19 protein-coding genes and 2 pseudogenes are annotated in these 26,955 nt (G+C 69.6%); 13 read left to right on the forward strand and 8 right to left on the reverse strand.

Annotation, left to right across the window (positions count from 1 at the left end; all coding sequences use genetic code 11):
- Positions 1-139: 139 nt before the first annotated feature.
- Positions 140-1,942 (forward strand): AMP-dependent synthetase/ligase, encoded by a 1,803-nt coding sequence (locus LDQ05_RS11245; protein ID WP_226437048.1) that lies wholly within the window; start codon positions 140-142, stop codon positions 1,940-1,942.
- Here the strand turns inward: LDQ05_RS11245 and LDQ05_RS11250 are convergent.
- From LDQ05_RS11250 to LDQ05_RS11260, 3 genes are read right to left on the reverse strand one after another with little or no spacing between them, the layout of a single operon-like run.
- A complete protein-coding gene (locus LDQ05_RS11250) occupies positions 1,933-2,631 on the reverse strand; it encodes an alpha/beta hydrolase (RefSeq protein ID WP_226437049.1) in 699 nt (232 codons plus the stop codon). The two genes, LDQ05_RS11245 and LDQ05_RS11250, sit on opposite strands and share 10 nt — an antisense overlap.
- Positions 2,632-2,663: 32 nt before the next feature.
- On the reverse strand, positions 2,664-3,860 hold the full coding sequence (locus LDQ05_RS11255; protein WP_226437050.1) for an amino acid deaminase/aldolase: 1,197 nt from the start codon (positions 3,858-3,860) through the stop codon (positions 2,664-2,666).
- 46 nt (positions 3,861-3,906) lie between these two features.
- A complete protein-coding gene (locus LDQ05_RS11260; protein ID WP_226437051.1) occupies positions 3,907-4,551 on the reverse strand; it encodes a TetR/AcrR family transcriptional regulator in 645 nt (214 codons plus the stop codon).
- 70 nt (positions 4,552-4,621) lie between these two features.
- Here LDQ05_RS11260 and LDQ05_RS11265 point away from each other — a divergent pair, with 70 nt between their 5' ends.
- The gene (locus LDQ05_RS11265) at positions 4,622-5,932 is read left to right on the forward strand and encodes a D-arabinono-1,4-lactone oxidase (RefSeq protein WP_226437052.1); all 1,311 of its coding nucleotides are present in this window, start codon (positions 4,622-4,624) and stop codon (positions 5,930-5,932) included.
- Positions 5,933-5,978: 46 nt separating this feature from the next.
- Here the strand turns inward: LDQ05_RS11265 and LDQ05_RS11270 are convergent, their stop codons facing one another.
- The gene (locus tag LDQ05_RS11270; RefSeq protein ID WP_226437053.1) at positions 5,979-7,034 is read right to left on the reverse strand and encodes a class I adenylate-forming enzyme family protein; all 1,056 of its coding nucleotides are present in this window, start codon (positions 7,032-7,034) and stop codon (positions 5,979-5,981) included.
- 87 nt (positions 7,035-7,121) lie between these two features.
- Positions 7,122-8,525: a DHA2 family efflux MFS transporter permease subunit gene (locus LDQ05_RS11275; protein WP_264184839.1), complete on the reverse strand. Its 1,404-nt coding sequence runs from the start codon at positions 8,523-8,525 to the stop codon at positions 7,122-7,124.
- A 144-nt stretch (positions 8,526-8,669) separates the two neighbouring features.
- On the opposite strand from LDQ05_RS11275, the gene LDQ05_RS11280 reads away from it, so the two are divergent.
- A complete protein-coding gene (locus LDQ05_RS11280) occupies positions 8,670-9,368 on the forward strand; it encodes a GNAT family N-acetyltransferase (RefSeq protein WP_264184832.1) in 699 nt (232 codons plus the stop codon).
- Positions 9,369-9,399: 31 nt separating this feature from the next.
- Positions 9,400-10,431 (forward strand): glutathione S-transferase family protein, encoded by a 1,032-nt coding sequence (locus LDQ05_RS11285; protein WP_372461081.1) that lies wholly within the window; start codon positions 9,400-9,402, stop codon positions 10,429-10,431.
- Positions 10,432-10,471: 40 nt separating this feature from the next.
- Here the strand turns inward: LDQ05_RS11285 and LDQ05_RS11290 are convergent, their stop codons facing one another.
- Positions 10,472-10,849 (reverse strand): VOC family protein, encoded by a 378-nt coding sequence (locus LDQ05_RS11290; RefSeq protein WP_226437066.1) that lies wholly within the window; start codon positions 10,847-10,849, stop codon positions 10,472-10,474.
- A gap of 52 nt (positions 10,850-10,901) precedes the next feature.
- On the reverse strand, positions 10,902-11,810 hold the full coding sequence (locus tag LDQ05_RS11295; protein WP_226437056.1) for a helix-turn-helix domain-containing protein: 909 nt from the start codon (positions 11,808-11,810) through the stop codon (positions 10,902-10,904).
- Positions 11,811-11,866: 56 nt separating this feature from the next.
- Between LDQ05_RS11295 and LDQ05_RS11300 the strand changes: the two genes are divergently transcribed.
- The 6 genes and pseudogenes from LDQ05_RS11300 to LDQ05_RS11325 all read left to right on the forward strand — a co-directional run bounded on the left by LDQ05_RS11300 (position 11,867) and on the right by LDQ05_RS11325 (position 23,403).
- On the forward strand, positions 11,867-12,586 hold the full coding sequence (locus LDQ05_RS11300; RefSeq protein ID WP_226437057.1) for a YbdD/YjiX family protein: 720 nt from the start codon (positions 11,867-11,869) through the stop codon (positions 12,584-12,586).
- A gap of 10 nt (positions 12,587-12,596) precedes the next feature.
- Positions 12,597-13,400, forward strand: coding sequence for an alpha/beta fold hydrolase (locus tag LDQ05_RS11305; protein ID WP_226437058.1), 804 nt, complete (start codon positions 12,597-12,599; stop codon positions 13,398-13,400).
- A 68-nt stretch (positions 13,401-13,468) separates the two neighbouring features.
- Positions 13,469-14,536: pseudogene (locus tag LDQ05_RS11310) on the forward strand (ATP-binding cassette domain-containing protein); the annotation flags it as partial.
- A 245-nt stretch (positions 14,537-14,781) separates the two neighbouring features.
- Positions 14,782-15,558 (forward strand): ABC transporter permease, encoded by a 777-nt coding sequence (locus tag LDQ05_RS11315; RefSeq protein WP_226437059.1) that lies wholly within the window; start codon positions 14,782-14,784, stop codon positions 15,556-15,558.
- A 57-nt stretch (positions 15,559-15,615) separates the two neighbouring features.
- The gene (locus tag LDQ05_RS11320) at positions 15,616-19,488 is read left to right on the forward strand and encodes an ABC transporter ATP-binding protein (protein WP_226437060.1); all 3,873 of its coding nucleotides are present in this window, start codon (positions 15,616-15,618) and stop codon (positions 19,486-19,488) included.
- Between the two features lie 258 nt (positions 19,489-19,746).
- On the forward strand, positions 19,747-23,403 hold the full coding sequence (locus tag LDQ05_RS11325; RefSeq protein ID WP_443711609.1) for a multifunctional oxoglutarate decarboxylase/oxoglutarate dehydrogenase thiamine pyrophosphate-binding subunit/dihydrolipoyllysine-residue succinyltransferase subunit: 3,657 nt from the start codon (positions 19,747-19,749) through the stop codon (positions 23,401-23,403).
- A 105-nt stretch (positions 23,404-23,508) separates the two neighbouring features.
- On the opposite strand, the gene LDQ05_RS11330 is transcribed toward LDQ05_RS11325, so the two are convergent.
- Positions 23,509-24,201 (reverse strand): TetR/AcrR family transcriptional regulator, encoded by a 693-nt coding sequence (locus LDQ05_RS11330; RefSeq protein WP_226437062.1) that lies wholly within the window; start codon positions 24,199-24,201, stop codon positions 23,509-23,511.
- A gap of 80 nt (positions 24,202-24,281) precedes the next feature.
- On the opposite strand from LDQ05_RS11330, the gene LDQ05_RS11335 reads away from it, so the two are divergent.
- From LDQ05_RS11335 to LDQ05_RS11345, 3 genes and pseudogenes are all read left to right on the forward strand, one after another.
- A complete protein-coding gene (locus LDQ05_RS11335) occupies positions 24,282-25,871 on the forward strand; it encodes a flavin-containing monooxygenase (protein WP_226437063.1) in 1,590 nt (529 codons plus the stop codon).
- Positions 25,868-26,695, forward strand: a complete 828-nt coding sequence (locus tag LDQ05_RS11340) for an SDR family NAD(P)-dependent oxidoreductase (protein WP_226437064.1) — start codon at positions 25,868-25,870, stop codon at positions 26,693-26,695. Before LDQ05_RS11335 ends, LDQ05_RS11340 begins: the two co-directional genes overlap by 4 nt.
- Before the next feature lie 8 nt (positions 26,696-26,703).
- Positions 26,704-26,955: pseudogene (locus tag LDQ05_RS11345) on the forward strand (esterase); the annotation flags it as partial.

Consider the following 26,955-nt stretch of genomic DNA (forward strand, 5'->3'; position numbering starts at 1 on the left):
ACCCACGGGTAGCTTTCGTGGCGCGGATCACGCACACTGAACACGCGAAAACACACATTCCCGACAACTCGGGTGGTGCGAAATCGGTCCAGACGTGATGCAATGCACATCGACCGGACGAAAAGATGGAGGGGTCACAGTGAGTGAGATTGCCGTCCCGCAGTCGTTCTCTATTCCCGAGGACGCATCGATGGCAGATTCGGTGTTCCGGCACGAACAGGAATCACCCGATCTCGTACCGTTCGAACGACTCGTCGACGGCAAGTGGGTGCAGGTCACCGCTCGCCAGTTCGCCGCCGACGTGCGAGCGGTCGCCAAGGGGCTGATCGCCTCGGGCATCGAGTTCGGCGACCGGGTCGCCATCCTGTCCGGAACCCGCTACGAGTGGGTTCTGCTCGACTACGCGATCTGGACGGCCGGTGGCTGCACCGTCGCGATCTACGAGACCTCCTCCGCCGACCAGGCGCAGTGGATCCTCGAGGACTCGGCGACATCGCTGCTCATCGTCGAGACGGGCACGCACGCGCAGACCGTCAAGGCCGTCGCCGACGCGGCACCCGCCCTGCGCGAGGTGCTGCAGATCGAGGCGGCGCAGGGAGCCAAGGGCGCCGTCGACGAACTCGTCGCGCGGGGTGCCGCGATCACCGACGCGCAGGTCGAGGAGCGCCGCAAGCAGGTTCGCGCCGACTCCGCCGCCACGTTGATCTACACCTCCGGGACCACCGGTCGCCCCAAGGGCGTGCAGCTGACCCACGGCAACTTCTACGGCGAGTCCGCGGCCAACCGCGCCGCGATGCCCGACGCGATGGTGCCGGGCAAGCGCACCCTGATGTTCCTGCCGATGGCCCACGTCTTCGCCCGCGCGATCTCGTTCAGCGCCTTCGACTCGAAGGTGACCGTCGCGCACACGTCCGACATCTCGACGCTGCTCGACCAGTTCGCCGCGTTCAAGCCGAACTTCATCCTCTCGGTTCCGCGCGTGTTCGAGAAGGTGTACAACTCGGCCAAGCAGAAGGCGTACGACGGCGGCAAGGGCTCGATCTTCGACAAGGCCGCAGCCACCGCCATCGCCTACAGCGAGGCGATCGAGAACGGCGGTCCGGGGCTCGGGTTGAAGCTCAAGCACGCCGTGTTCGACAAGCTGGTGTACGGCAAGCTGCGCGCGGCACTCGGCGGCGAGTGCGAGCGCGCGGTCTCCGGCGGCGCTCCGCTCGGCGCGCGCCTCGGCCACTTCTTCCGCGGCGTGGGCATCCCGGTGTACGAGGGCTACGGCCTGACCGAGACGAGCGCGGCGATCACCGTCAACACCGTCTCGCACCAGCGTGTCGGTTCGGTGGGGCGCCCGCTGTCCGGCAGCGCCGCGAAGATCGCCGAGGACGGTGAGCTCCTACTCAAGGGTCCCCAGGTGTTCACCGGCTACTGGCACAACGAGGCCGCGACCGCCGACTCGATCCGCGACGGCTGGTTCCACACGGGCGATCTGGGGCGGATCGACGAGGACGGCTACGTCTACATCACCGGCCGCAAGAAGGAGATCATCGTCACCGCCGGCGGCAAGAACGTCGCACCGGCCGTGCTCGAGGACGCCCTGCGCGCGCATCCGCTGATCAGCCAGGTCCTCGTCGTCGGCGACGCGAAGCCGTTCATCGGTGCACTGCTCACCCTCGACCCGGAGACCCTGCCCGGTTGGCTGGAGCGGCACGGTCTGCCCGCCGGCACGCCCATCTCCGAGCTGCTCAAGAACCCGGATCTGATCGCCGAGATCGACGAGGCCGTCGCCGACACGAACACCAAGGTGTCGAAGGCCGAGGCGATCAAGAAGTACCGCATCCTCGAGACCGACTTCACGATCGAGACGGGTGAGCTGACGCCGACGCTCAAGCTCAAGCGCAACGTCATCCACGAGAAGCACGGCGCGGAGATCGCCGCGATCTACTCCTGACCGCACGTTCCGCGCTCGGCACGCGGAACGCGCTCAGCGCCCCGGCCCGGTACCGACCGGACCGGGGCGCGTCGCGTCGCGTCGAGGACGAATGCGGCGACGTCGTCGGTGACCACGCGGTGCACGGGTTCGTGCAGCAGGTCGTGACCCGCGTCGGCGTACTCGCGCCACCGCACGGTCCGGATCGCCGACGCCCAGTCGCGCACCGAGTCGACGGGCGCGAGCCGGTCGTCGACACCGTGCACCGCCAGCACCGGGAGGCGCAGTTCCGCGAGTGCCTCCGCCGTCGCGGCCACCGCCGCCGTGCGGGGTGTACCGCACAGCACCGCGGCGGCGAACCGGTCCGCGTCGCCGTCACACAGCAAGCGCAGCACCGACGCCGCACCCAACGAGTGCCCCATCACGACCGCCGGAAGACCGTCGGTCTCGGCGATCCCCGCCAGCAACGCCAGGTCTGCGGCGTGCGCGGCGACGTCCCCCGCCGCGTCCGGCTCCCCCTCGGACAGGCCGTGCCCGGCCAGATCCAGCCCCCACAGCGCGATGCCGTGGCCGGCGAGCCGGTGCGCGAAACGGTGGTAGTTGCCGGTGTGCTGCCGGATGCCGTGCGCGAACACGAGTGCGGCGACGGCACCGTCGACGGGCCGGTGACGGTAGTGGAGGCGGCCGGTGGTACCGGCGAGGAACGGCACGGCACCGATTGTCCCGCACCGTCCCGCGGCCGTCACCAGCAGTGGCCCTCCCCGCGGTAGGTGGGGACGGCGGTGCGGGTGCCGTCGTCGGAGACGATGTGCACGTGTGCGAACCGTTCGCACAGTTCACCGGCCTTCGCGTGCCGGAACCACACCCGCGAACCGATCGTGATGTCGGCGGCGGCGCGACCACCCACCGGGGTCTGGACCTCGCCGGCACCCTCGTTGCGCAGCAGACGGAGTCCGCTCGGGCGCACCGGTGTCGGCACCCGCGACGCACCCGCCGGACCCGAGGCGATGTAGCCGCCGCCGAACAGCGTCGCGATCGCCGGAGTGGGTCGGCGCACCGCGGACAGGGCGAAGAACAGCGACGGGTTCGGGGTGAACGACCGGTAGTGGTCGAACAGGGTGGGCACGTACAGACCCGACCCCGCGGTGACCTCGGTGACCACCGGATCGGCGGAACTGACCTCCAGGGAGCCGGTTCCGCCGCTGTTGACGATCTCGAGCACACCCACCTCGGCCCGAACCGCCGCGACCACCGCGGAACGACGCGCGGCCAACTCCCGCGCGGAAGCCCTCTTGACCCACCGCACCGGCATCGACGAGTCCGGCAGTCCGGCGATCTGCGCCTCGTAGAACATGACCCCGACGACATCGAACCCGGCCGCGACGGCACGGCGGGCGAGCGAGGCGACCTCGTCGGGGGTCCGCAGCGGGGAGCGCCGGACACCGAGGTGCACCGGCCCGACGCGCAGGGACGCGTCGACGTCGAGACACACTCGGGGACGGACCTTCTCGGTTCCCGCCGCCGAGCGGATCACGTCGAGGTGGGCGGGGGAATCGATCATCAGGGTGATTGCGGCGAGCGCGTCGGGACGCTGCGCGAGGTCGGCGAGGGCTCCGCGATCGGCGGTCGGGTAGCCCAGCAGGATGTCGCGGGCACCCCGGTCGACGAGCCAGAGTGCTTCGCGCAGCGAGTACGCCATGATGCCGCGGAACCCACCGCGACCGGTGAGTTCGGCGCCGAGCACCTCCTCGAGCACGGCACGGCAGCGGACCGACTTGCTCGCCACCCGGATCGGGGTGCCCGCGGCACGGCGGACGAGATCGGCGGCGTTGCGGCGGAGTGTCGCGAGGTCCAGTGCGGCGAAAGGAGGATCGAGTTCGGCGGTCGCGGCGTCGAGCCGGTCGAGCGCGGTGGTCGATGTGGGGTCTGTGATGGTCACGGTGGGGTCCCGATCTGACGACGGAGAATGGGTCGATGGGGTGGGATCACTCGATTTCGGCGGCGCGCGCGGCGATGACGCCGGCCATGTCGTCGAGTTCGCTGACGATCGCGTCGCTGTCGCGGTCGACGAGCCAGCGCAACGCGAAGCCGTCGAGCAGTGCGAGGGCGATCCGTGCGATGGACTCGAGCGGTTCGGTCCACGTCGTGCCGGTGCAGTCGGCGCACGCCGCCAGGAACTTCTGGGCCTGCACATCCATCGCCCGGTACTGGTGTGCCGCGATGTCGCCGCCGAGCGGCGCACCCGCGCACCGGTGCCGCAGCGAGTAGGTGGTGATCTCGTAGGTGAGCAGCTGTCGTCCGGCGGTGGCCTCGATCGTCGGCCACGCGGCGCTGATCCCCGCGTACAGCAGCTGACGCAGACCGCGGAGTCCCTGCGGGTAGGTGCCGCCGAAGGAGGTGTCGAAAGCGGCGCGCATCGCGTCGGCGATCTCTTCGATGAGGTGTTGAGCCATCGCGACGACAAGGGCTTCCTTACTGTCGAAACAGTAGTGCACCACCCCGAGGGACACACCGGCCCTCTCGGCGACGGCGCGGACGGTCACCGCTCCCACACCACCGTGTTCGGCAAGTTCGAGTGCGGATTCGACGAGCTGGGTTCGACGTTCGTCCGCGGGCAACCGGTTCGACATGCCCCGATGGTAGAGGCAGACCGGATCCCGCACGGCCCATTGACCTGGACGCTCGTCCAAGTCATCATGAATGACCATGGCGACCTGGCGCAACTGGGCACGAACCGAATCGGCGAGCCCTCAGCGATTCGAAACCCCCGCGGACACAGCCGAGCTGGCCGACGTCGTGCAGCGGTCCACCGCGGCGGGACGTCGCATCAAGGCGGCCGGCGCGGGTCATTCGTTCACCGGCGTCGCCGTCACCGACGGGACGTTGCTGTCCCTGGACCGGATGAGCGGGATCGTCGCCGTGGAGCCGACCGCCACGGGCGCGCGCGTCACCGTCCGGGCCGGAACCCGCTTGCACGAACTCAACGAGCAGCTGTGGATGCACGGGCTGGCGCTCGCGAACCTCGGCGACATCGACGTCCAGTCCGTGGCCGGCGCGATCTCCACCGGAACGCACGGCACCGGCGCCGGATTCGCGGGCCTCGCCGCCCAGGTGTGCGCGACGACGGTGGTCCTCGCCGACGGCTCGATCGTCGAGTGCTCCCCCGACCACGAACCCGACCTGTTCGAGGCGTCGCGGCTCGGGCTCGGCGCCGTCGGAGTGCTCGCGACCGTCACGGTCGACTGTGTGCCCGCGTTCCGGCTGCGCGCCGAGGAGCGCCCCGGATCGCTGCGCGGCACCCTCGCGGCACTCGACGGCCTGGTCGGCGCCGACCACTTCGAGTTCTACTGGTTTCCGCACACCGACGGGGTGCTCACCAAACACAACACGCGGCTGCCCGGAAGCACCCCCGTCGAGCCGGTCGGCCGGGCCCGAGGATTCGTCGAGGACGAAGTGCTCTCGAACGGGATCTTCGGGGCGTTCCAGTATCTCGGCACGGCCGCACCCGCGGCGATCCCCCGTCTGAACGCGGTGTCGTCTCGGGCACTGTCGCCGCGGACCTTCGTCGACCGCAGCTACCGGGTGTTCGCGTCACCGCGCCGGGTGCGGTTCCGGGAGATGGAGTACGCGATCCCGGTGGCAGCCCTACCCGAGGCACTCGGCGACATCGACCGATGGGTCCGCGGCACGGGCGCGACCGTCGGCTTCCCCGTCGAGGTCCGGTTCGCCGCGGCCGACGACGTGTGGCTGTCGACGGCGCACGGGCGGGACACCGCGTACGTGGCCGTGCACGAATTCCACCGCCGCGACCATCAGCCGTACTTCGCGGCCGTCGAAGCGATCATGCGCGGTGTCGACGGACGTCCGCACTGGGGCAAACTCCACACCCGCACCGCCGAGGACCTGAAGCCCGCCTACCCCCGGTTCGACGAGTTCGTCGCGGTCCGCGACCGCGTCGACCCCGATCGGGTGTTCGCCAACGCGCATCTCGACACCGTCCTCGGTCCCTGACCCGTGCGCACTTCTGGTAGCGGGGGCTACCAGAAGTGCGCACGGGTCAGGAGACGCGCACGGCGACGGGGTCGACGAACCCGGCGGCGTCGATGTACACCTGGTCGCCGGTACGGAACCAGCCGTCGGCGAACGATTCCGCCGTCGCATCGGGGTTGTTCCAGTATCGGCGCGCCACACTCGGGCCGCGACAGAGCAGCTCACCCCTGCCGCGGTCGGCGTCCGGACCGAGCAGCGCCACCTCGATCCCCCCGAACGGCACACCGACACTGCGCGGGTGACGCCGCCGGAACTCCGACGGCAGCAACAACCCGATGCCGCCGGTTTCGGCGACACCCCAGCCCCGAACACAACGGGACGTGGGGAACGACGCACGCAGGTGCCGCCACGGGACGCGGGTTCCGCGGGCACCGGCCGCGACGACGGTGCCGCCGACCGCCAGGGTCGGCAACAGTTGCACACTGCATCCGACTGCGGTGGACAGCGGCGCCGTGATGACGGTGCGGGTGCCGTCGCCCACCAGATCCAGGGCATGCACCACCGCTTCGATCGTCGACAGGACGTTGGTGTTGGTCAGCTCGACGCCGCGCAGCACACCGCCGACGCCACGCACGTAGTAGAGCAACGCCAGTTCGTCGGGGCCCGCACCACCGTCGAGGAAGGCGATCCCCGCCGGGAGGGTGCCGTCGAGCACGACCGCCGCTCCGCTGTCCGCCGCGATCCACGCGAGTTCACCGTCGCTGCACGACGGATCGGGCAGGACGGGCACCGCACCGGCGAGCACGACTCCCAGGAAGGCCTGCAGCCAGTCGAAGCCGTTCTGGTAATGGACGAGGACCCGGTCTGCCGGTCCGACACCCTGATCGAGGAGGCCCCCCGCGACCTGCGCCGCCGCCGACCACAGATCTCGGTAGCAGACCGCACGCCCACCGCGGTCGACAGCTGCGATCCGGTTCGAGTAGCGCAGCGCACTGCGGTCGAGCAGTTCGGCCAGGCACGGTTCGAGATCGTCGTACTGCAGGATGCCGCCCGATCGGCGACAGACACGATCGTCCTGCAGCCACCCGACCTTGACGGGCACATCGACCACCGCCAGCGACATCGCCACCTCCCAACGCCGTGGTTGCCTTGCACTATATGGGCACCGGTTATGGCGTGGGTCACATTTCGATGTCGCACCCCGATCGGTTCACCCCGTCGCGACGCGCCGCTCGACCTGCGCACGAGGACGCGCGAACAACACGGACACGACGAACCCGACCACGAGGACGGCCGCCGGCAACCACATCGAGCCGGACATCGCCGCCGAGTACGGCTCCCGCGCGGCCTCGGGAAGACCCGCCGGACCGTTCGCGACGTTCTCGTCGAGACCGTGCGACGACAACAACCCCGCCATCAACGCCCCGACCGCCGCGCTGCCGAGCACCGCACCGACCTGCCGGGTCGTGTTGTAGACACCCGAACCGGCACCGGCGAGTTCCTGGTCCAGGTTGTGCGTCGCCGTGGCCGACAGCGGAGCCCAGATACCGGCGCTCGCCACACCGGTCAGCGCGATGGGCAGCAGCAACTCCCAGGTCGCCGAATCGGGTGTCATCACCAGCGCGAGCCACGCGAAGGCGACCGCCAGCAACGCGAAGCCCGTGCCCGCGATGTAGCGGGGGTGCAGCACATCCACCAGGCGCCCCACGAACGGTGCCAGCACACCGCTGAGCACCGCCATCGGCACCATCAACAACGCCGCCCCCGTCGGGCTCAGCCCGCGCACGTTCTGCGCGTAGAACATCAACGGCAACATGACCGCCGTGATCGCGAACCCGATCGCCGCGATCCCGACGTTCGCGAGCGAGAAGTTGCGGTCACGGAACAGGCGCAACGGCACGAGCGGCTCACCGCGTCCCCACGACTGGTACCACACGAACAGCACCAGCAGCACCATTCCGGCACCGATCATCGCCCACACCCCGGCCGACCAGTCGTAGCCGTTGCCCTCCTGGATGCCGAACACCAGCAGGAACATGCCCAGCGCGCTGATGACCACGCCGGGCACATCGAACCGGTGACTGTGCACGGGCAGCGCGGGAACGAACTTCGCCGCCAGCACGAACCCGATCACCCCGACCGGCACGTTCACGAAGAAGATCCACTCCCACCCCAGACCGTCGACGAGGACACCACCGGCGAGCGGACCGACGAGCGTCGCGACACCCGCGACCGCGCCCCACACCCCCATCGCCGATCCGCGGCGATCCGCCGGGAAGATCCGGGTGATCACGGCCATCGTCTGCGGCGACATCAGCGCCGCCCCGAAACCCTGGAAGACGCGGGCGACGATCAGCGTCCCGATGTTCGACGCCAACCCGCAACACAGTGACGCGACGGTGAACAACACCAGTCCCGCGAGGTAGACCCGCCGCTGGCCGAACCGGTCGCCGAGCCGGCCCGTGATGAGCAGAGGCACCGCGTACGCGAGCAGATACGCGCTGGTGACCCACACCACCGATTCGATGTCGGCGCCGAGTTCGCGCATGATCGCCGGGTTCGCGACCGACACGATCGTGCTGTCGACGAGGATCATGAAAAAGCCCAGGCACAACGCGCCGAGCGCCGCCCACTGCGTCGCGGTGTCCGACGCCGCGACACCCCCGGGGCGCGCCGGGGTGCCCGCCGCGGATTCCCGCGGGGTGTCGTTCCCGCCCGATGTGCTCACCGTCGTCCTCCGCTCGTCCGGGTCTACGGTATGCGCGTGGACCCACATCTCTCGAGCATCGCCGAGCTGGCCTGGTGCCGCGAATTCGGCCTGGAGTACGACGCGCTCGCATCCCGCGGCCGGATCACGACCGTCGACGACGCATCGCCGACACTACGGGTGCTCACCGCCGGGGATATCACCGTGGTCGCCGGACCCGAACGTGCCGTCGCCGCGATCGACGGGTACCCCGACGACGAACTCGACGATGCGCACCTGCGCGCGGCGACGGGCGGCTACCCGGCCCGCACCGAGATCCTGGGATTGTGCTCGGACTGGGTCGATGCCGCCCGTGTCCGCGATCCGCTGATCTCCCACGACCCCACCGACCTCGCGGAGATGACGCGACGCTGCCCACCCGACGACGTCGCCGAGTCCGAGCTGCAGACCCCCGGGACGGAACGCCTGTTCGTGCTGCTCGACGACGACCACCGGGCGCTCGCGGCCGCCGGCTGCCGCGAGATCGGGACGCTCGTCGCCGACGTCCGCGCCCTGACCACCCCCGATCATCGGCGGCTGGGTCTGGCCGCGACCGTCGCGACGTTGTGCACCCACGACGCCCTCGATGCGGGTCTGATACCGCTGTGGCGTGCGCGCCGCGACGATTTCGCCGCGCGGGGCCTGGCGGCGGTGCTGGGATACGGGGATTGGGGAATCCTGACGACCGTGCGTGTCCCGCCCCCGAGGTGAGCCGCGCGACGTCCGAGCGAGAGGACTGCACGTGAGCACCGACGAGGACCACACCGGCGGCCGGTACATCGAGCCGGGCGCCGGGTACACGCGCGACACCCGCTACATCACGACACGCATCACCGCGGACGGCCGCGACGGATACCCGGTGGTCGCGGGTCGCTACCGGCTCGTCGCGGCGCGTGCGTGCCCGTGGGCGAACCGGACGCTGATCGTGCGGCGTCTCCTCGGGCTCGAGGATGCGCTCTCGCTCGGGTTGTGCGGGCCGGTGCACGACGAGCGGAGTTGGACGTTCGACCTCGACCCGGGCGGCGTCGACCCGGTCCTCGGCATCGAGCGGTTGCAGGACGCCTACTTCGCGCGACAACCGGGATATCCGCGGGGTATCACGGTGCCGGCGATCGTGGACGTTCCGACCGGGCAGGTCGTCACCAACGACTACGCGCAGATCACACTCGACTTCTCCACGGAGTGGACCGCCTTCCACCGTGAGGGGGCACCGGACCTGTTCCCCGAGTCCCTGCGGACGGAGATCGGCGAGGTTGCCGACGACGTGTACCGCGACGTCAACAACGGCGTGTACCGGTGCGGTTTCGCGGGTTCGCAGGAGGCGTACGACGCGGCGTTCGACCGGCTGTTCGCGCGCCTCGATCTGTTGGAGGAGCGACTGTCGACACGACGCTATCTGGTCGGCGAATCCATCACCGAGGCGGATGTGCGCCTGTTCACGACGCTCGTGCGCTTCGATCCCGTCTACCACGGGCACTTCAAGTGCAATCGCAATCCACTCACCGCGTTCCCGGCGCTGTGGGCGTACGCCCGGGATCTGTTCCAGACCCCCGGATTCGGGGACACCGTCGACTTCGTGCAGATCAAGCAGCACTACTACCGGGTCCACACCGACATCAATCCGACGCGGATCGTGCCGCGCGGCCCGGACCTGTCGGGATGGGTGAGCCCGCACGGTCGTGATGCGCTCGGCGGACGGCCGTTCGGGGACGGTACACCGCCGCCCCCGCCCCGGCCCGCCGAGCGTGTCCCGGCCGGGCACACGCCGCTGTGAGGTGCCGCAGTCTCACGGATGTCCTGTCACGGATGTCCCGTCACGGATGTCCCGGATAGGTGCCGATGCTCCAGTGCACGCCCTGCGGGTCGCGGCACGTGAACCCGTGCGAGCCGTAGTCCTCGTTGCGCAGTTCGACGACGATCTCCGCACCCGCCTCCCGCACACGCGCGTGCACCCGGTCGACGGTGGCGTCGTCGGGGACGACGAGATACACCGAGCCGGTGTTCGCGTGCTGGTCGATCGCGGTGTCGCGTCCTGCGGAGCCGAGCATGATCCCACCGCCGTGCGGCCAGGTCAGTTCGGCGTGGTCGACGCGATCGCCGTCGCCGTAACGCGCGGTCTCGACGAACCCGAGGGTGTCGACGAGGAACCGCATCGCCGCGGGTGCGTCTCCGTAGGCGAGGCACGGCCACACACCCCGATGTTCGATCACCCCCGGTACCCGGGTCGTCGTGTCGCGCTGTCGTTCATCGTCCACCGGTGTCTTCTCGGTCATGGTCTTGTCGGTCATGTCTTCCAGCGTCGTCCGATCGGACGGCGGTGTCTTGTACGAATGGGAAGACCTCGTCGGCCAACCATCGCGACGGGGGCACCCCGGCGAGGGCACGCCACTCACGGGCGAGATGCGCCTGGTCGTAGTAGCCGGCGGCGACGGCGACGTCCGCGAGGCGACGCCCGGGTGCACCGGCGAGGAGCAGCCGTGACCGGTCGAACCGCGCGATCCGCGACGCGTCCTTCGGCGCGACCCCGAACTCGGCGGTGAACCGGGACGTCAGGCGTCGCCGGCTCCATCCCACATCGGAGGCGACATCGCGGACCGCGGTTCCCCGCCCGTGCACGAGCAGCGACCACGCGCGGTCCAGGGACCGATCCACGACGGTCGTGTGGGCAGCGGCGAGCCGGCGGACCAGGATGCGGTCGAGCACATCGAAACGTCCCTGCCAGGTCGACGCGGCGGTGATGCCGTCGAGCAGCCGATCGGTGTCGGTGAGCACGTCGTCGAGCTCGACGATCCACGCTCCGAGTGCCGCGGTGGGCACGTCGAACAGGGCGCGTGCGCCCGCCGGGGTCACCGCGAGCTGGATGCCGTGCTGGTTGCCGTCGTGGGCGATCTCCACCGCTGCGGTGGCGAGCCCGCTGGCGAGTGTCGTGAACCGTCCGGGGGCCTGCCCGGGCGCGGCCGCGCTCGCGATGTCGACCGGTGCACCCAGAGTGAGCACCACGGTCAGGTCGGGTGAGGGCAACCCGAGGTGGGTTCCCGCAGGAAAACCCTCGAGACGATAGCCCTCGTACCATCGGATGTACGGTCTGAGCGGCGGCGCCGGGAGTCGGCGGATACCGTCGGAGCGTCCGACACCGAGTGTGGTTGCGGCCACATCGTCGAGCGTAGACCCCCGTTCCGACCCGAGCCGAGACAAGGACGAAGACCACCATGAGCGAACACGGCGGTGCCGTCGAGAAGATCATCGTCAACCTCCTCGACAACGGCAGCAGACTGCAGGGGCCGGCTGTCGCGAAGTACGTCGAGCACATCCGACGCGCGCATCCCGACGACACGCCCGCGCAGATCATCGAACGGCTCGAGAAGCAGTTCCTCCTGGCGGTCACCGGCAGCGGCTCGGCCGCCGGTGCCACCGCGGCGTTCCCCGGAATCGGCACGCTGACCGCGATCGGGGCGATCGGCGCGGAGGCCGTCTTCTTCCTCGAGGCGTCGGCGCTGCTGACCCTGGCGATCGCGTCGGTACACGGCATCGAACCCCACGATCACCAGCAGCGGCGTGCTCTGGTCCTCGCGGTCGCGCTCGGCGACACCGGCAAGGAGATCGTCGCGGCGGCGACGGGCACCTCGCTCGAGAACTGGTCGAAGGCCCTGACCACCCAGGTCGGCAGCAAGCAGCTGAAGATCGTCAACAACACCCTCGTGAAGAAGTTCATCCGCAAGTACGCGGCGAAGCGGAGCGCCCTGATCCTCGGCAAGCTCGTGCCCGCCGGCATCGGTGCGGCGATCGGCGGTGTCGGCAACCGCACGATCGGCAAACGAACCATCATCAATGCGCGGTCCGCGTTCGGCCCGGCCCCAACCGTGTGGCCCGACGTCGCCCTTCCTCCACAACCGGCGGTACCGGAACTACCGTCCCGCACCGCGCACTGAGGGGGCACGCATGCCGTCGGCGTCGGTGTTCGTGCGGGAATCGGGGTCGGGCGACCGCACCGTGGTGCTGTTGCACGGCTTCTCCGATCACGGCGGCACCTGGTGCAGGGTCGAACCGGCACTCGCGGAACGACACCGTGTGCTCACCGTCGACCTGCCGGGTTTCGGACGCAGCTGGCGACAGTGGCGCACCCCGGTCCTCGACCACTACGTGGACGTGCTCGGCGCGCTGGTGGCCGACCGGACGGCACCGGTGACGGTGATCGGCAACTCGCTCGGCGCGACCACCGCGATGGTGTTCGCGTCGGCGCGGCCCGAGGCGGTGGACCGGGTGGTTCTCGCGGACATGCCGGGCGTCGCGGGTATCCCCCGCTCGTGGACGCACGGCGCGCGGATCCCGCCGTGGCTCACCGGATCACTCTCCCGTCCGCTGCCGACACCGCTCGTGCAGCACACCATCGGTGCGCTGTATGCGCGCGCGGCGATGCACCGGCCCGCGAGCATGGACGGCGACGTGCGGGCGGCGTTCACCGCGAACTACGCGACCCGGCAGCAGATCGACACCATGCTCGCCGTCGGCACCGCCGTCATCGCCGAGCTCGGTCGGCTACCGACACCGGAGATGTTGCACGCCCTCGACGTGCCGGCTCTGCTCGTGTGGGGTGCCCACGACCGGCTCACCCCCGCCGCGGCGGCACGACGGATCCGCGTGACCACCGATCGCCGGGTGGTGGTGATCCCCGACGCGGGGCACTGCCCGCAGCTCGATTCTCCCGGTGCGTTCCTCGACGCGGTGCTGCCGTTCGTCGGCTGATTCTGCGTAAGCTCGGGCATCGTGTCGGCCGACCGGCCGGCCGCACCGTCGCACCGTGGGGGGATTCCATGACAGCGCCATCGGCGAACGTGCCGTACACCTCGTCGGGAACGCCACCGCCGGGCATCGTGGTGGATCGGCTGACGAAGACGTTCGCGGATCGGACGGTCGTCTCGGATCTGAGTTTCTCGGTGCCACCGGGGACGATCACCGGGTTCCTCGGCCCCAACGGTTCCGGCAAGACCACGACGCTCGGGATGCTCGTCGGCCTGGTCCGGCCGTCTGCGGGCACCGCGTACGTCGACGGGGTCCCGTTCGGGTCCCTCGGCAATCCGTCGCGGGTCGTCGGTGTGGTTCTCGACGCGCGCGGCGCTCATCCCAAGCACACCGCCGCAACCCATCTGCGGGTGTACTGCGCCGCGACGGGAGTACCCGATTCTCGGGCCGGGGACGTCCTGGACCTGGTCGGGTTGTCGTCGGTGGCGCGTCGGCGGATCGGCGAGTTCTCGCTCGGTATGCGGCAACGGCTCGCGCTCGCGACCGCGCTGCTCGGATCCCCCCGGTACCTGGTGCTCGACGAACCGGCGAACGGCCTGGATCCGGAGGGGATGGCGTGGCTGCGAGACTTCCTCGTCGCGTACGCGCGGGGCGGGGGCAGCGTCCTGGTGTCCAGCCACATCCTGCGGGAGGTCGAGCAGATGGCCGACCGCCTGGTCATCATCAGCGACGGCCGTCTCGTAGCGGAGACGTCCCTGCACGACCTGCGGGAGCAGTACCGGTCACGGGTACTGCTCGCCACGTCCGACCCGGTGCGGTTGGCCACGGTGCTCGCGGCGGCAGGCCACACCGACGTGCAGGTCCAGCCGGACGGGCGTCTCGCCGCCGTCGGTGTCGCGCCCGACCGGATCGCGTCGCTCGCGAGCGACGCCGGTGTGCAACTGTTCGGGACGAGCATCGAACACGTCGATCTCGAGCAGGTGTTCCTCGCGATGACCTCCGGCCGCTACACCGCGGCCGCACCTCCGGGGTGGGGTGCGCAGCCGACTCCGACGGTGGTGCCGCCGTCCCCGACAGTGGTGCAGCCGACCCCGACGGTGGTGCCGCCGACCCCGCACCCCGTCGACTCACCGGATCCGCAGGCCGATGACTCACCCGATCCGCAGGCCGGACCGGACCCGGGACCACCGCAACGCCAGGACCCACCACAGCACCAGAACCCACCACAGCACCGGGACACCTCGCAACGCGAGGACCCACCACAGCACCGGAACCCACCGCAACGCCAGGACCCACCACAGCACCAGGACACATCGCGGTATCCGCCGGGCGTTTACCGGCTGAATCAGCACCGGCGGCCGACGACCGGATCGGGAGGACACCAGTGACCGCACTCGTCACCGCAGAGTTCCGCAAGGTGCTGGGGCTGAGGTACTGGTGGATCCTCGGTCTCGTCCCCGTCGCCGTCGGGGTGTTCTCCGGCGCGCTGACACTGCCCGTGTTCCGCTATCTCGGGCAGATCCTCGGTGAGGGTTTCGCCGGTGCCGCCGCGGCTGCCGTCGGCATCGCCCTCGCGTTGACGCTCGTGTTCGTGTTCTCCGCACTCTTCGGGGCTGTCGCCACCGGCAGCGAGTACCGGTACCACACCCTCGCCACCTCCGTGTTGATGTCCGCCGGACGCGACCGCGTCATCGCCGCGAAACTCGCGACGGCCGCGTTGTTCGGGCTGGCGTACGGGGCGGTCGTCGAGATCGTCGCGGCAGCGGCCGTGCTCATGTTCGGTGGCGGCTTCGACGGTGCCTCGGGCGGCCAGGTCGCGGTGGTCCTGACGGTGGGTCTGCTCTGTGCCGCCCTGTGGGCGCTGATCGGCGCTGGGCTGGGCCTGCTCACGGGCTCGACGACGGGGAGTGTCGTCGCGATCTGCGTGTGGGTCCCGTTCGGGGAGACGATCACCTCGCTGATCCTGCACGGACTCGACATCGGTGGACTCGCGCAGATCCTGCCGGCGCAGGCGACGGCGGCGACCCTGTTCGGCGTGTTCTCCGGTGACGGCAACGAGTTGCATCCGGGCTGGCCGGCCGCGCCCCTCGTGGTCGTCGCCTGGGCCGTCGTGCTCTGCGGGCTGGGCTGGTGGCGCACCCGCAGCCGTGACCTGATCTGACGGTCCGGCAGCACGCGACGATCACCTTGTCGTCACCCGGCGATACTGTCGGAGGCGATGCCACTCGATTCCCCCGATCGGGGCTGGGTCCGACGACTCGGCGCCGAATGCCTGCTACACCGCGCGACCGCGTTCGGTGCACTCGCCGCCACGATCGTCGCGGCCCTGATCGACATCACGTTCCCGCTGCTGACGAAGGCCGCGCTCGACAGCGCGACCTCGCAGGGAACCGAGCGGGCTGCCGCACAGTCGGTGATCGTGATCGCGGCCGTCGCGATCGCCGTCGGTGCGCTCGTGCGGTTCGGCTGCCAGTACGGGCGTCGCATGCTGGCGGGCCGGCTGTCCCTCGACGTCCAGCACGATCTGCGGTTGCGGTTGCTCGGTTCGTTGCAGCGTCTCGACGGTTCCGGCCAGGACCGGATCCGCACCGGGCAGGTCGTGTCCCGATCCATCACCGATCTGCAACTCGTGCAGGGGCTGCTGGCGATGGTGCCGATGTCCGCCGGCGCCCTGCTCCAGTTCGTCCTGGCTCTCGTGATCATGACGGCGCTGTCGCCGCTGCTCACGTTGATCGCGGTCGTCACCGTGCCGGTGATCGCGTTGCTGGTGCGCACGGTGCGCCCGAAGGTGTTCGCGGCGACCTGGTCGGCGCAGCAGCGTGCCGCCGACCTCGCCCAGCACGTCGAGGAGACCGTCACCGGGGTTCGGGTCGTCAAGGGGTTCGGTCAGGAGTCGCGGGCCGTGGACCGGCTCGAGGAGCACGGGCGGGCCCTGTACGCGGAGCGGCTCCGCGCCGCCCGCATCAACGCGTGGTTCGCGGCACCGATGAGCGCGATCCCGCAGTTGGGGCTCGTCGCGACCATCGCGGCCGGCGGGTGGCTCGCGCTGCACGGCACGATCACCGTCGGCACGTTCGTCGCGTTCACCGCTTACATCGCGACGATGAGCGCAACGACCCGGACCCTCGCGCACGTCGTGATCCTCGCGCAACTGTCCCGCGCCGCCGTCGAGCGTGTGTACGAGGTGATCGACACCGAACCGGACGTCGCCGATCCCGCCGACCCTGCGCCCGTGCCCGAGGGGCCGCTCGGCCTGGCATTGCGTGAGGTCACGTTCGGGTTCGAGCCGGGCCACGACGTGCTGCGCGGCCTGGATCTCGAGGTGCGTCCCGGCGAGACCGTTGCGATCGTCGGGCCCGCGGGGTCGGGCAAGACCGCGATGTCGCTGCTGTTCCCCCGTTTCTACGCCCCGTCGTCCGGGTCGGTGTGTCTGACGTCCGGCGGGGTCGACGTCGATGTCGCGACGGTGCGCGCCGACCGGTTGCGGGAGGCGGTGAGCCTCGTGTTCGACGAACCGTTCCTGTTCTCCGACACCATCGCCGCGAACATCGCTCTGGGACGCCCGGACGCGAGCGCCGAGGAGATCCGGTCCGCGGCGGTCGCCGCGCGCGCCGACGAGTTCATCGCTGCGCTCCCCGACGGATACGACACCGTCGTGGGTGAGCGCGGCCTCACATTGTCCGGCGGCCAGCGTCAACGGGTGGCGCTGGCACGGGCACTGTTGCTCGAACCCCGGGTGTTGCTGCTCGACGACGCCACCTCCGCGGTCGACGCGGAGACCGAGGCGGCGATCTACGCGGCCCTGCGGTCGCGGCCCGACCGCACCACGCTGGTGCTGGCCCACCGTCGGTCGACGCTCGCGCTGGCCGACCGCGTCGCGGTCCTGGACGGCGGTCGGATCGTGGACATCGGCACCGTGGACGACCTCGACCGGCGCAGCGCCGTGTTCCGCCGGTTGCTCTCGCCCGACGGCGTCCCTGCGGCGCCGACGGACGGCGCGGCCCGTCCCGGTGAGGCCGCCGACACGTCGGCGGCGGTGCTGTGGCCCGAACTCGGCACCGTGCCCGACGGGTCCGGGCCACGGTCCGGCACCGGCGGAGGTGTCGGCCGCGGCCCGGGGGGCGGCGGACCGATCGGTGGGGCGTTGGGCGCGATCGCACCCACCCCCGAGTTGCGCGCGTCGGTCGCGGCGTTGCCACCGGCGCAGGACACACCCGGGGACCGCCCGGAGTACCGGTCGGCGGAGCTGCGTCGCGACGATCCGACGTTCTCGCTCCGGCGCACCCTGCGGCCCGTCCGGGCGCTGCTGGCCGCCGTGGTGGTGTGCCTCGCGGTGCAGGCCCTCGCCGACATCGCGTTCCCGTCGATCGTGCGGTTCGCGGTGGACCGCGGGGTGACCCCGGGTGCTCCGGGTGAACTGTGGCGGGCCACGGCCGTCGGCGTCGCGGTGGCGCTGGTCGGTTGGGTGGCCGTGGCGGTGTTGACGGTGCTCACCGCGCAGGCCGGTGAGCGGGTGCTGTTCGGATTGCGGGTCCGCAGCTATGCGCACCTGCAGCGGCTGGGGCTCGATTACTACGAGCGTGAACTGTCCGGTCGCATCATGACGCGGATGACCACGGACGTCGACGCGTTGTCCCAGTTCATCCAGACGGGATTGTCGACCGCCGTGGTCGGTGTGCTCACCCTCGTCGGGATCTCGGCTGCGCTCCTCGCGACCGATCCGTCGCTCGCGCTGGTCGTGCTGTCGGTCGTCCCGGTGCTGGTGGTGGCCACCCTGTGGTTCCGTAAGGTCTCGGGCACCGCGTACGCGCAGTCCCGCGAACGGATATCCCTGGTCAATGCTGATTTCCAGGAGAACGTCACGGGACTGCGAGCGGCGCAGGCGTACCGGCGCGAGAGTGAGGCCGCCCGACGGTTCGCGGAACGGTCCGGTTCGTATCTGCGCAGCCGGATGCGGTCGCAGCGGGCCATCTCCCTGTACTTCCCGTTCATCGCGCTGCTGTCGGATCTCGCTCTCGCCGCCGTCGTGCTCGTCGGTTCGCGGGAGGTCGCGTCGGGCGCCGCGACAGCCGGCGTGCTCGTCGCGTTCGTCCTCTACCTGAATCTGCTGTTCGGGCCGATCCAGCAGCTCTCCCAGGTGTTCGACGGCTACCAGCAGGCTCGGGTGGGCTTGCGGCGGATCGGTGAGCTGCTGCGGACGCAGAGTTCCCTCGAGACGGAATCGACGGCGTCGGTGCCGATCACCGGTCACCTCCGCGGTGAAGTCCAGCTCGCCGACGTGGGATTCCGCTATCGCGACGACGCCGACCCCGCACTGACGGACGTCGATCTGCACATTCCGGCCGGGACCACGGTGGCACTGGTCGGCAGGACGGGTGCCGGCAAGTCGACGATCGTCAAGCTCCTCGCCCGGTTCTACGACCCGACGGCCGGCGCGGTGCGTGTGGACGGAACCGATCTGCGCGACTTCCCGCTGCACGCGTACCGTCACCGGCTCGGTGTGGTGCCGCAGGAGGCCCACCTGTTCACCGGAACGGTCGCGAGCAACATCGCGTTCGGGCGACCCGACGCGGACCGCGCCGACATCGAGTCGGCGGCCCGGGCCGTGGGCGCGTTGGACATGATCGCGGGACTCTCCGACGGGATGCATCATCCGGTCGGGGAACGCGGGCAGGGGTTGTCCGCCGGTCAACGTCAGCTCATCGCGCTGGCCCGCGCCGAACTCGTCGATCCCGATCTGCTGCTGCTCGACGAGGCGACCGCCACCCTCGACCCCGCGACGGAACGCGCCGTCCTCGATGCGGGGGCCGCACTCGCACGCCGGCGCACCGCGGTGGTCGTGGCGCACCGCCTCGCCACGGCCGCCCGCGCGGATCTGGTCGTCGTGGTCGACGGTGGCCGCATCGTCGAGTGCGGTCCGCACGCGCACCTGTTGGACGGCGACGGGATCTACGCGGGGCTGTGGGCCCACGCGGAAGGCGCGGCGACCGGACGGGTCGGGGCACGCCCGGATCGACCGCGTGCTCCGCACGGCGAGGGTGACGCGGTCGGCACGGGTTCCGTTGCGACTGCGCACACCTCGAACTTGTAACGGGGTCCATGCTGCGGCGATGCACCCTACAGGGAATAATCGGCTGTCGAGAACCGTCATCGATGGAGACCCCATCGACACAGAAACTGTGAGCTGGCTCTCCGGTGCCGACGATCGGTTCTGATCGTCATATGCGGCGGGCTAGCCTCATAGCACAGGCGCTCCGATCGGGTACCGAAGAAAGAAACGAGGCGAACAACTGCCGTGAGCAGCAGCTCTACATCACAGTTCGGACAGAACCAGTGGTTGGTTGACGAAATGTACCAGCGGTTCCAGGACGACCCCTCGTCCGTGGATGCGAGCTGGCACGAGTTCCTCACCGACTATTCGCCGGAAGCAGCAGTCGCGGGAGGTGTGAACGGCGCCGACACCTCGGCTTCGGATCAGTCCACCCTCCCCCGGACCACCCCCGCGGCACCCTCGACCGCCCCCGCTCCGGCAGCTGCTGCTCCGAAGCCGGCGACCCCCCAGCCCGCCGCGAAGCCCGCCGCCGCGAAGCCGGCAGCGCCGAAGGCCCCGGCCGCGTCCGCCGACAAGGCCGCCGCGGAGGAGAAGAAGGTGCTTCGCGGTGCCGCTGCCGCCGTCGCGAAGAACATGAATGCCTCGCTGTCGATCCCGACCGCCACGAGCGTGCGCGCGGTCCCGGCGAAGCTGATGTTCGACAACCGGATCGTCATCAACAACCACCTCGCCCGCACCCGAGGCGGCAAGGTCTCGTTCACCCATCTGCTCGGCTACGCGATCGTCCAGGCGATCAAGGCGTTCCCGAACATGAACAACCACTTCGCGGAGATCGACGGGAAGCCGAACCTCGTCGTCCCCGCGCACACCAACCTGGGCCTGGCCATCGACCTGCCCGGCAAGAACGGTCAGCGTTCCCTCGTCGTCGCCGCGATCAAGAACTGCGAGACGATGAACTTCGCGCAGTTCTACTCGGCGTACGAGGACATCGTGCGCCGCGCCCGCGACGGCAAGCTCACCGGCGACGACTTCTCGGGTGTGACGATCTCGCTGACCAACCCCGGCGGCATCGGCACGGTCCACTCGGTTCCGCGCCTGATGAACGGCCAGGGCGCGATCATCGGTGCCGGCGCGATGGAGTACCCCGCCGAGTTCCAGGGTGCGTCGGACGAGCGCATCGCGGAGATGGGCATCGGCAAGCTGCTGACGCTGACGTCGACCTACGACCACCGCGTCATCCAGGGCGCCGAGTCGGGTGAGTTCCTCAAGCAGGTCCACCAGCTGCTCATCAGCGACGACTTCTACGACGACATCTTCCACACGCTGCACATCCCGTACGAGCCGGTCCGCTGGCGCAAGGACGTGCCCGAGGGACTCGTCGACAAGCACACGCGCGTCCTCGAGCTGATCGCCGCGTACCGCAGCCGCGGTCACCTCATGGCCGACACGGACCCGCTGCAGTTCGTCAAGGACAAGTTCCGGTCGCACCCCGACCTCGACGTCACCACCCACGACCTGACCCTGTGGGACCTCGACCGCGAGTTCAACGTAGGTGGCTTCCACGGCAAACAGCGCATGAAGCTGCGCGACGTGCTGTCGGTGCTGCGTGACGCGTACTGCCGCCACATCGGCATCGAGTACACGCACATCCTCGAACCGGAACAGCAGCAGTGGCTGCAGGAACGTGTCGAGGCCCACCACGTCAAGCCGACGGTCGCGCAGCAGAAGTACATCCTCAGCCGCCTGAACGCCGCCGAGGCGTTCGAGACGTTCCTGCAGACCAAGTACGTCGGCCAGAAGCGGTTCTCGCTCGAGGGCGCCGAATCGGTCATTCCGATGATGGACTCGATCATCGACCAGGCCGCCGAGCATCAGCTCGACGAGGTCGCGATCGCGATGCCGCACCGCGGTCGCCTCAACGTGCTCGCCAACATCGTCGGCAAGCCGTACTCGAAGATCTTCACCGAGTTCGAGGGCAACCTCAACCCGGCCGCCGCACACGGCTCCGGTGACGTGAAGTACCACCTGGGTGCCGAGGGCACCTACATCCAGATGTTCGGGGAGAACGACATCAAGGTGTCGCTCACCGCGAACCCGTCGCATCTCGAGGCCGTCAACCCGGTCCTCGAGGGCCTGGTCCGCGCGAAGCAGGACATCCTCGACAAGGGTGAGGGCGGATTCACCGTCATGCCGCTGCTGCTGCACGGCGACGCCGCGTTCGCCGGTCAGGGTGTGGTCGCCGAGACACTGAACCTCGCGTTGCTGCGCGGCTACCGCACCGGCGGCACCGTGCACATCGTCGTCAACAACCAGGTCGGGTTCACCACCGCACCCGAGCACTCGCGGTCGTCGGAGTACTGCACCGACGTCGCCAAGATGATCGGCGCGCCGATCTTCCACGTCAACGGCGACGACCCCGAAGCGTGTGTGTGGGTGGCGAAGCTGGCCGTGGACTTCCGCGAGAAGTTCCACAAGGACGTCGTCATCGACATGATCTGCTACCGCCGTCGCGGCCACAACGAGGGCGACGACCCGTCGATGACCCAGCCGGCGATGTACGACGTGATCGACACCAAGCGCAGCGTCCGCAAGAGCTACACCGAGGCCCTGATCGGCCGCGGCGACATCTCGCTGAAGGAAGCCGAAGACGCCCTGCGCGACTACCAGGGTCAGTTGGAGCGGGTCTTCAACGAGGTGCGGGAACTCGAGAAGTTCCAGCCGGAGCCGTCGGAGTCCGTCGAACTCGACCAGACCCCGGCACCGCGCCTGACGACCGCCGTCGAACCGGCCGTGCTCGAGCGTATCGGCGACGCGTTCGCCGACGTGCCCGAGGGCTTCACCGTGCACCCGCGCGTCAAGCCGGTCGTCGAGAAGCGCCGTGACATGGCCGTCAACGGCCACATCGACTGGGCATTCGCCGAACTCCTCGCGTTCGGCTCCCTCGCCGAGCAGGGCGCGCTGGTGCGTCTCGCCGGCCAGGACTCGCGTCGCGGCACGTTCACGCAGCGTCACTCGGTGCTCATCGACCGCAAGTCCGGCGACGAGTACAGCCCGCTGGCGCGTGTCGCCAACGAGTCCGGTCAGGGCGGACGCTTCCTGGTGTACGACTCGGCGCTGACCGAGTACGCGGGCCTGGGTTTCGAGTACGGCTACTCGGTGGGCAACCCCGACGCGCTCGTCCTGTGGGAGGCCCAGTTCGGCGACTTCGTCAACGGCGCCCAGTCGATCATCGACGAGTTCATCTCGTCCGGTGAAGCGAAGTGGGGTCAGCTCTCGGACGTCGTGCTGCTGCTGCCGCACGGTCACGAAGGGCAGGGACCCGACCACACCTCCGGCCGAATCGAGCGTTGGCTGCAGCTGTGCGCCGAGGGCTCGATGACCGTCGCGGTACCGTCGACGCCCGCCAGCTACTTCCACCTGCTGCGTCGCCACCACCTCGACGGCATCCGCCGCCCGCTGGTCGTGTTCACGCCGAAGTCGATGCTGCGCAACAAGGCCGCAGTCAGCAACGTCTCCGACTTCACGCAGGGCAAGTTCCGCTCGGTCCTCGAAGAGGTCCCCTACGAGGACAACACCGCCGACCGGTCGAAGGCGACCCGCGTCCTGCTGACCTCCGGCAAGCTCTACTGGGAGCTGCTGGCGAAGAAGCAGAAGGAGAATCGCGACGACATCGCGATCGTCCGCATCGAGCAGTTGTACCCGGTGCCGCGTCGACGGATCGCAGAAACTCTGGATCGGTACCCGAACGCCACCGAGTTCTACTGGGTGCAGGAGGAGCCGGCCAACCAGGGTGCGTGGCCGTTCCTGGGTCTCGCGCTGCCGGAGCTCCTGCCGGACCACCTGAGCGGTGTCAAGCGGGTGTCGCGGCGCGCGATGTCGGCGCCCTCCTCCGGCTCGAGCAAGGTCCACGCCGTGGAGCAGCAGGAGATCATCGAGAAGGCGTTCGCGCGCTAGCTGCAGTTCCCACCAGGTAGGCCCCGTTCGCGCCTCGGCGCCGACGGTTCTCACAGCAGGCCGGGCCGGTCGTCCTCAGGGACGCCGGCCCGGCCTGCGCCGTCGTCAGAGGACGAATTCGTCGAGAGTAGGGTTCTGCGAGTCACCGGAGGCGAGGGCGGCGAGGGTGACGGCCGGCAGCGCCGAGACAGCGAGGTCGATGAACTCGTCGCGGCTGATCACCTGGTCTGCGGATGCAGCCGGTTCGGCGTGATCACGCAGCCACACGATGGTCGTGTCCTCGACGAAGGCGACCCATCCGTGTACGGCGAGCCGCACCGCCGGACCGGTCCGGATCCCGATCGCGGGCAGGTGCGCGACGGTCCGCTCGACCATCGCGGTACGGGTCGCCTCGAAGATCTCGCGCATCTCGGGGTCGCCGCTGGTGGAGCCGCGAAGCATCGACACGTAGGCGTCGCGGCGCTCGGTGACGTACTCGACGTAGGCGACGAGGGTGCCGCGCAGCATGTCGAGGGGCGGGAGGCTCTCGTCCGGCGCCGTGTGGGCGATCATCTCGCGGCTGATGTGCCGGACGAGCGCGACGTGGTAGCCGTGTTTGGACCCGAAGTAGTGGAACAGCAATCCGTGTGACACACCGGCGCGGTCGGCGATCTCCTCGACGGAGATCTGCTCGATGGGTCTGGTCGCGAGCATCTCCACGCCGAGATCGATCAGCTGGGCGCGGCGTTGTTCGGGGCTCAGCCGGGTGCGTCGGGGCGTGGTGTTCCCGTCATCCGTCGTCTTCCTGTGACTGCTCACGACACCCATGCAAGCACTCCTATTGAATTCGGGTCAACAAACTGTTGACCGCGTCTCAACAAGCCCCTACGCTCACTTACATGAGTCTCCCGGTTACAGACACCTCCTCGGGTGCGGGCACCCGCCAGGTCGACACCCTCATCATCGGCAGCGGGTTCGCCGGACTGGGCGCCGCCATCCGCCTCGCCCGCGCCGGCAAGGATTTCCTGGTCCTCGAGCGCGGACACGACGTCGGCGGCACCTGGCGCGACAACACCTACCCCGGCGCCGCCTGCGATGTGCCGTCCAACCTCTACTCGTACTCCTTCGCGCTCAACCCCGAGTGGACCCGATCGTTCTCGCCGCAGCCCGAGATCCAGGCCTACATCGAGTCCGTCGCCGACCGCTACGACGTGCGCCGGCGCATCGAGTTCGGCTGCGAGGTGAAATCCGCGCACTGGAACACCACCACCCACCGGTGGGACGTCACCACCGACCACGGCGACATCAGCGCGCGGGTCGTCGTCAGCGCGGTCGGCGCCCTCTGCGAACCCTCGCTGCCCGACATCACCGGCATCGAGAACTTCCAGGGCGAGATCTTCCACTCGGCCCGCTGGAACCACGACGCCGACCTCGCCGGCAAGCGGGTCGCCGTCATCGGCACCGGCGCCTCCGCCATCCAGATCGTGCCCGCCATCGCCGGCAAGGTCGCGCACCTCGACGTCTACCAGCGCACCGCGCCGTGGGTGATGCCCCGCGCCGACCGCGAGTACACCCCCGTCGAGCGATTCGCGTTCCGTCACGTCCCCGGGTTCCAGCGACTGTCCCGCGCCCTGCAGTACGTCACCCGCGAGACCCAGGTCGTCGGCCTCGCGAAGGCACCCGTCTTCCTGAAGCCGCTGGAACTTGCCGCTCGCGCCCACATCCGGCGCCAGATCCGCGATCGGGAACTGCGCCGCAAGGTCACCCCGAACTTCCAGATCGGCTGCAAGCGCATGCTGATCTCGAACAACTACTACCCCGCCCTCGCACGGCCGAACGTCGACCTGATCACCGACGGCATCGCCGAGGTCACCGCCGACGGCATCGTCACCCGCGACGGCACCGTCCGGAAGGTCGACGCGATCATCGTCGCCACCGGCTTCCACGTCACCGACTCCCCCACGTTCGCCGGCATCTTCGGCAAGGACGGCCGATCGCTCGCCGACGTCTTCGACGCCACCGGGATGCAGGGGTACAAGGGCAGCGCGGTCGCCGGGTTCCCCAACATGTTCTTCCTCGTCGGCCCCAACACCGGGCTCGGCCACACCTCGATGGTCTACATGATCGAATCGCAGTTGAACTACGTCACCGACGCGATCCGCACCATCGACAGCCACCGCATCGGCACCATCGAGGTGCGCGAGGACAGCCAGAGCGAGTACAACCGTTCCCTGCAGGACGCGCTGCGCACCAGCGTGTGGAGCAACGGCGGGTGTGCCAGCTGGTACCTCGACAAGCACGGCAACAACACCACGCTGTGGCCCGGGTTCACGTTCGAGTTCCGCCGGATCACCAAGGAATTCGATCTCGCGGCGTACCGCAGCGTCGCGGCTGCGGATCTCCCGCCGGCGCCCGTCACCGTCGAATCCGCACCGGCCCCGGCCGCACCGAAGAAGACCCGCACTCCCCGGAAGGCAGCAGCCAAATGAGCGAATTCACCGGACGGGTCGCCGTCGTCACCGGTGCCGGATCAGGGATCGGGCGCGCCCTGGCACTCGACCTCGCGGCGAAGGGCGCGCGGCTCGCGCTGTCCGACGTCGACGTCGTCGGGCTCGACGAAACGGTGCGGCTCGCACGTGATCTGGGCGCCGAGGTCAAGTCGGACACCCTCGACGTCACGCAGCGCGAGAAGGTGGTCGCGTACGCCGAGTCGGTGGTCGCGCACTACGGGGTGGTCAACCAGGTCTACAACAACGCCGGGATCGCGTTCCACGGCGAGTTCGAACGCTCCGAGTTCAAGGATTTCGAACGTGTCGTGGACGTCGACTTCTGGGGCGTCGTCAACGGCACCCACGCGTTCCTGCCGCACCTGATCGCATCGGGCGACGGACACCTCGTGAACGTGTCGAGCCTGTTCGGGCTGCTGGCGATCCCCGGGCAGAGCGCCTACAACGCCGCGAAGTTCGCGGTGCGCGGATTCACCGAGGCACTGCGTCAGGAGATGCTCGTCGCGAAGCACCCGGTGCAGGTGACGTGCGTGCATCCGGGCGGGATCAAGACGGCCATCGCCCGCAATGCCGCCGTACCCGACGGCGACGATCAGGCGTCCTTCGCACAGTTCTTCGACAAGAGGTTGGCGCGCACCACCCCCGAGGACGCCGCCAGGACCATCGTCGACGGTGTGCGCCGCAACAGGGGACGCGTGCTCATCGGCGCCGACGCGAAACTGCTCGACGCCTGGGTGCGACTCGTCGGACCGTCCTACCAGCGCATCGTTGCGTTCGTGACCGCCCGGGTGCTCCCGAAGGGCTAGCCTGAGCCATGCCCGTACCGACCCCGACGTTGTCACCCGCCGCGGCACGCAGGCTCCTGCGCCCGCTGTTCCGGATCGCCCTGCACCCGCGGCTGCCGTTCGTCGCGCAACGGCGGATCCTCGAACTGCTCGCGCCGGTGCAGCGGTGCCCGGCGGGCACCGTCACACGGCGGACCGTGCTCGCGGGGCGCCCCGTCGAGCGGGTCACGGTGGGGGCCACCGAACGTCGCGCCGCCGTGCTGTATCTGCACGATCGGAAG

Source organism: Rhodococcus yananensis, assembly GCF_020515525.1.
Lineage (GTDB): Bacteria > Actinomycetota > Actinomycetes > Mycobacteriales > Mycobacteriaceae > Rhodococcus > Rhodococcus yananensis.

Excerpts from the sequence above, each read along its gene's own strand:
- LDQ05_RS11260 (WP_226437051.1), bottom strand. The coding sequence starts at position 4,551 with ATGTCGAACCGGTTGCCCGCGGACGAACGTCGAACCCAGCTCGTCGAA.
- LDQ05_RS11265 (WP_226437052.1), top strand. The coding sequence starts at position 4,622 with ATGACCATGGCGACCTGGCGCAACTGGGCACGAACCGAATCGGCGAGC.
- LDQ05_RS11270 (WP_226437053.1), bottom strand. The coding sequence starts at position 7,034 with ATGTCGCTGGCGGTGGTCGATGTGCCCGTCAAGGTCGGGTGGCTGCAG.
- LDQ05_RS11280 (WP_264184832.1), top strand. The coding sequence starts at position 8,670 with ATGCGCGTGGACCCACATCTCTCGAGCATCGCCGAGCTGGCCTGGTGC.
- LDQ05_RS11300 (WP_226437057.1), top strand. The coding sequence starts at position 11,867 with ATGAGCGAACACGGCGGTGCCGTCGAGAAGATCATCGTCAACCTCCTC.
- LDQ05_RS11305 (WP_226437058.1), top strand. The coding sequence starts at position 12,597 with ATGCCGTCGGCGTCGGTGTTCGTGCGGGAATCGGGGTCGGGCGACCGC.
- LDQ05_RS11320 (WP_226437060.1), top strand. The coding sequence starts at position 15,616 with ATGCCACTCGATTCCCCCGATCGGGGCTGGGTCCGACGACTCGGCGCC.
- LDQ05_RS11325 (WP_443711609.1), top strand. The coding sequence starts at position 19,747 with ATGTACCAGCGGTTCCAGGACGACCCCTCGTCCGTGGATGCGAGCTGG.
- LDQ05_RS11335 (WP_226437063.1), top strand. The coding sequence starts at position 24,282 with ATGAGTCTCCCGGTTACAGACACCTCCTCGGGTGCGGGCACCCGCCAG.
- LDQ05_RS11340 (WP_226437064.1), top strand. The coding sequence starts at position 25,868 with ATGAGCGAATTCACCGGACGGGTCGCCGTCGTCACCGGTGCCGGATCA.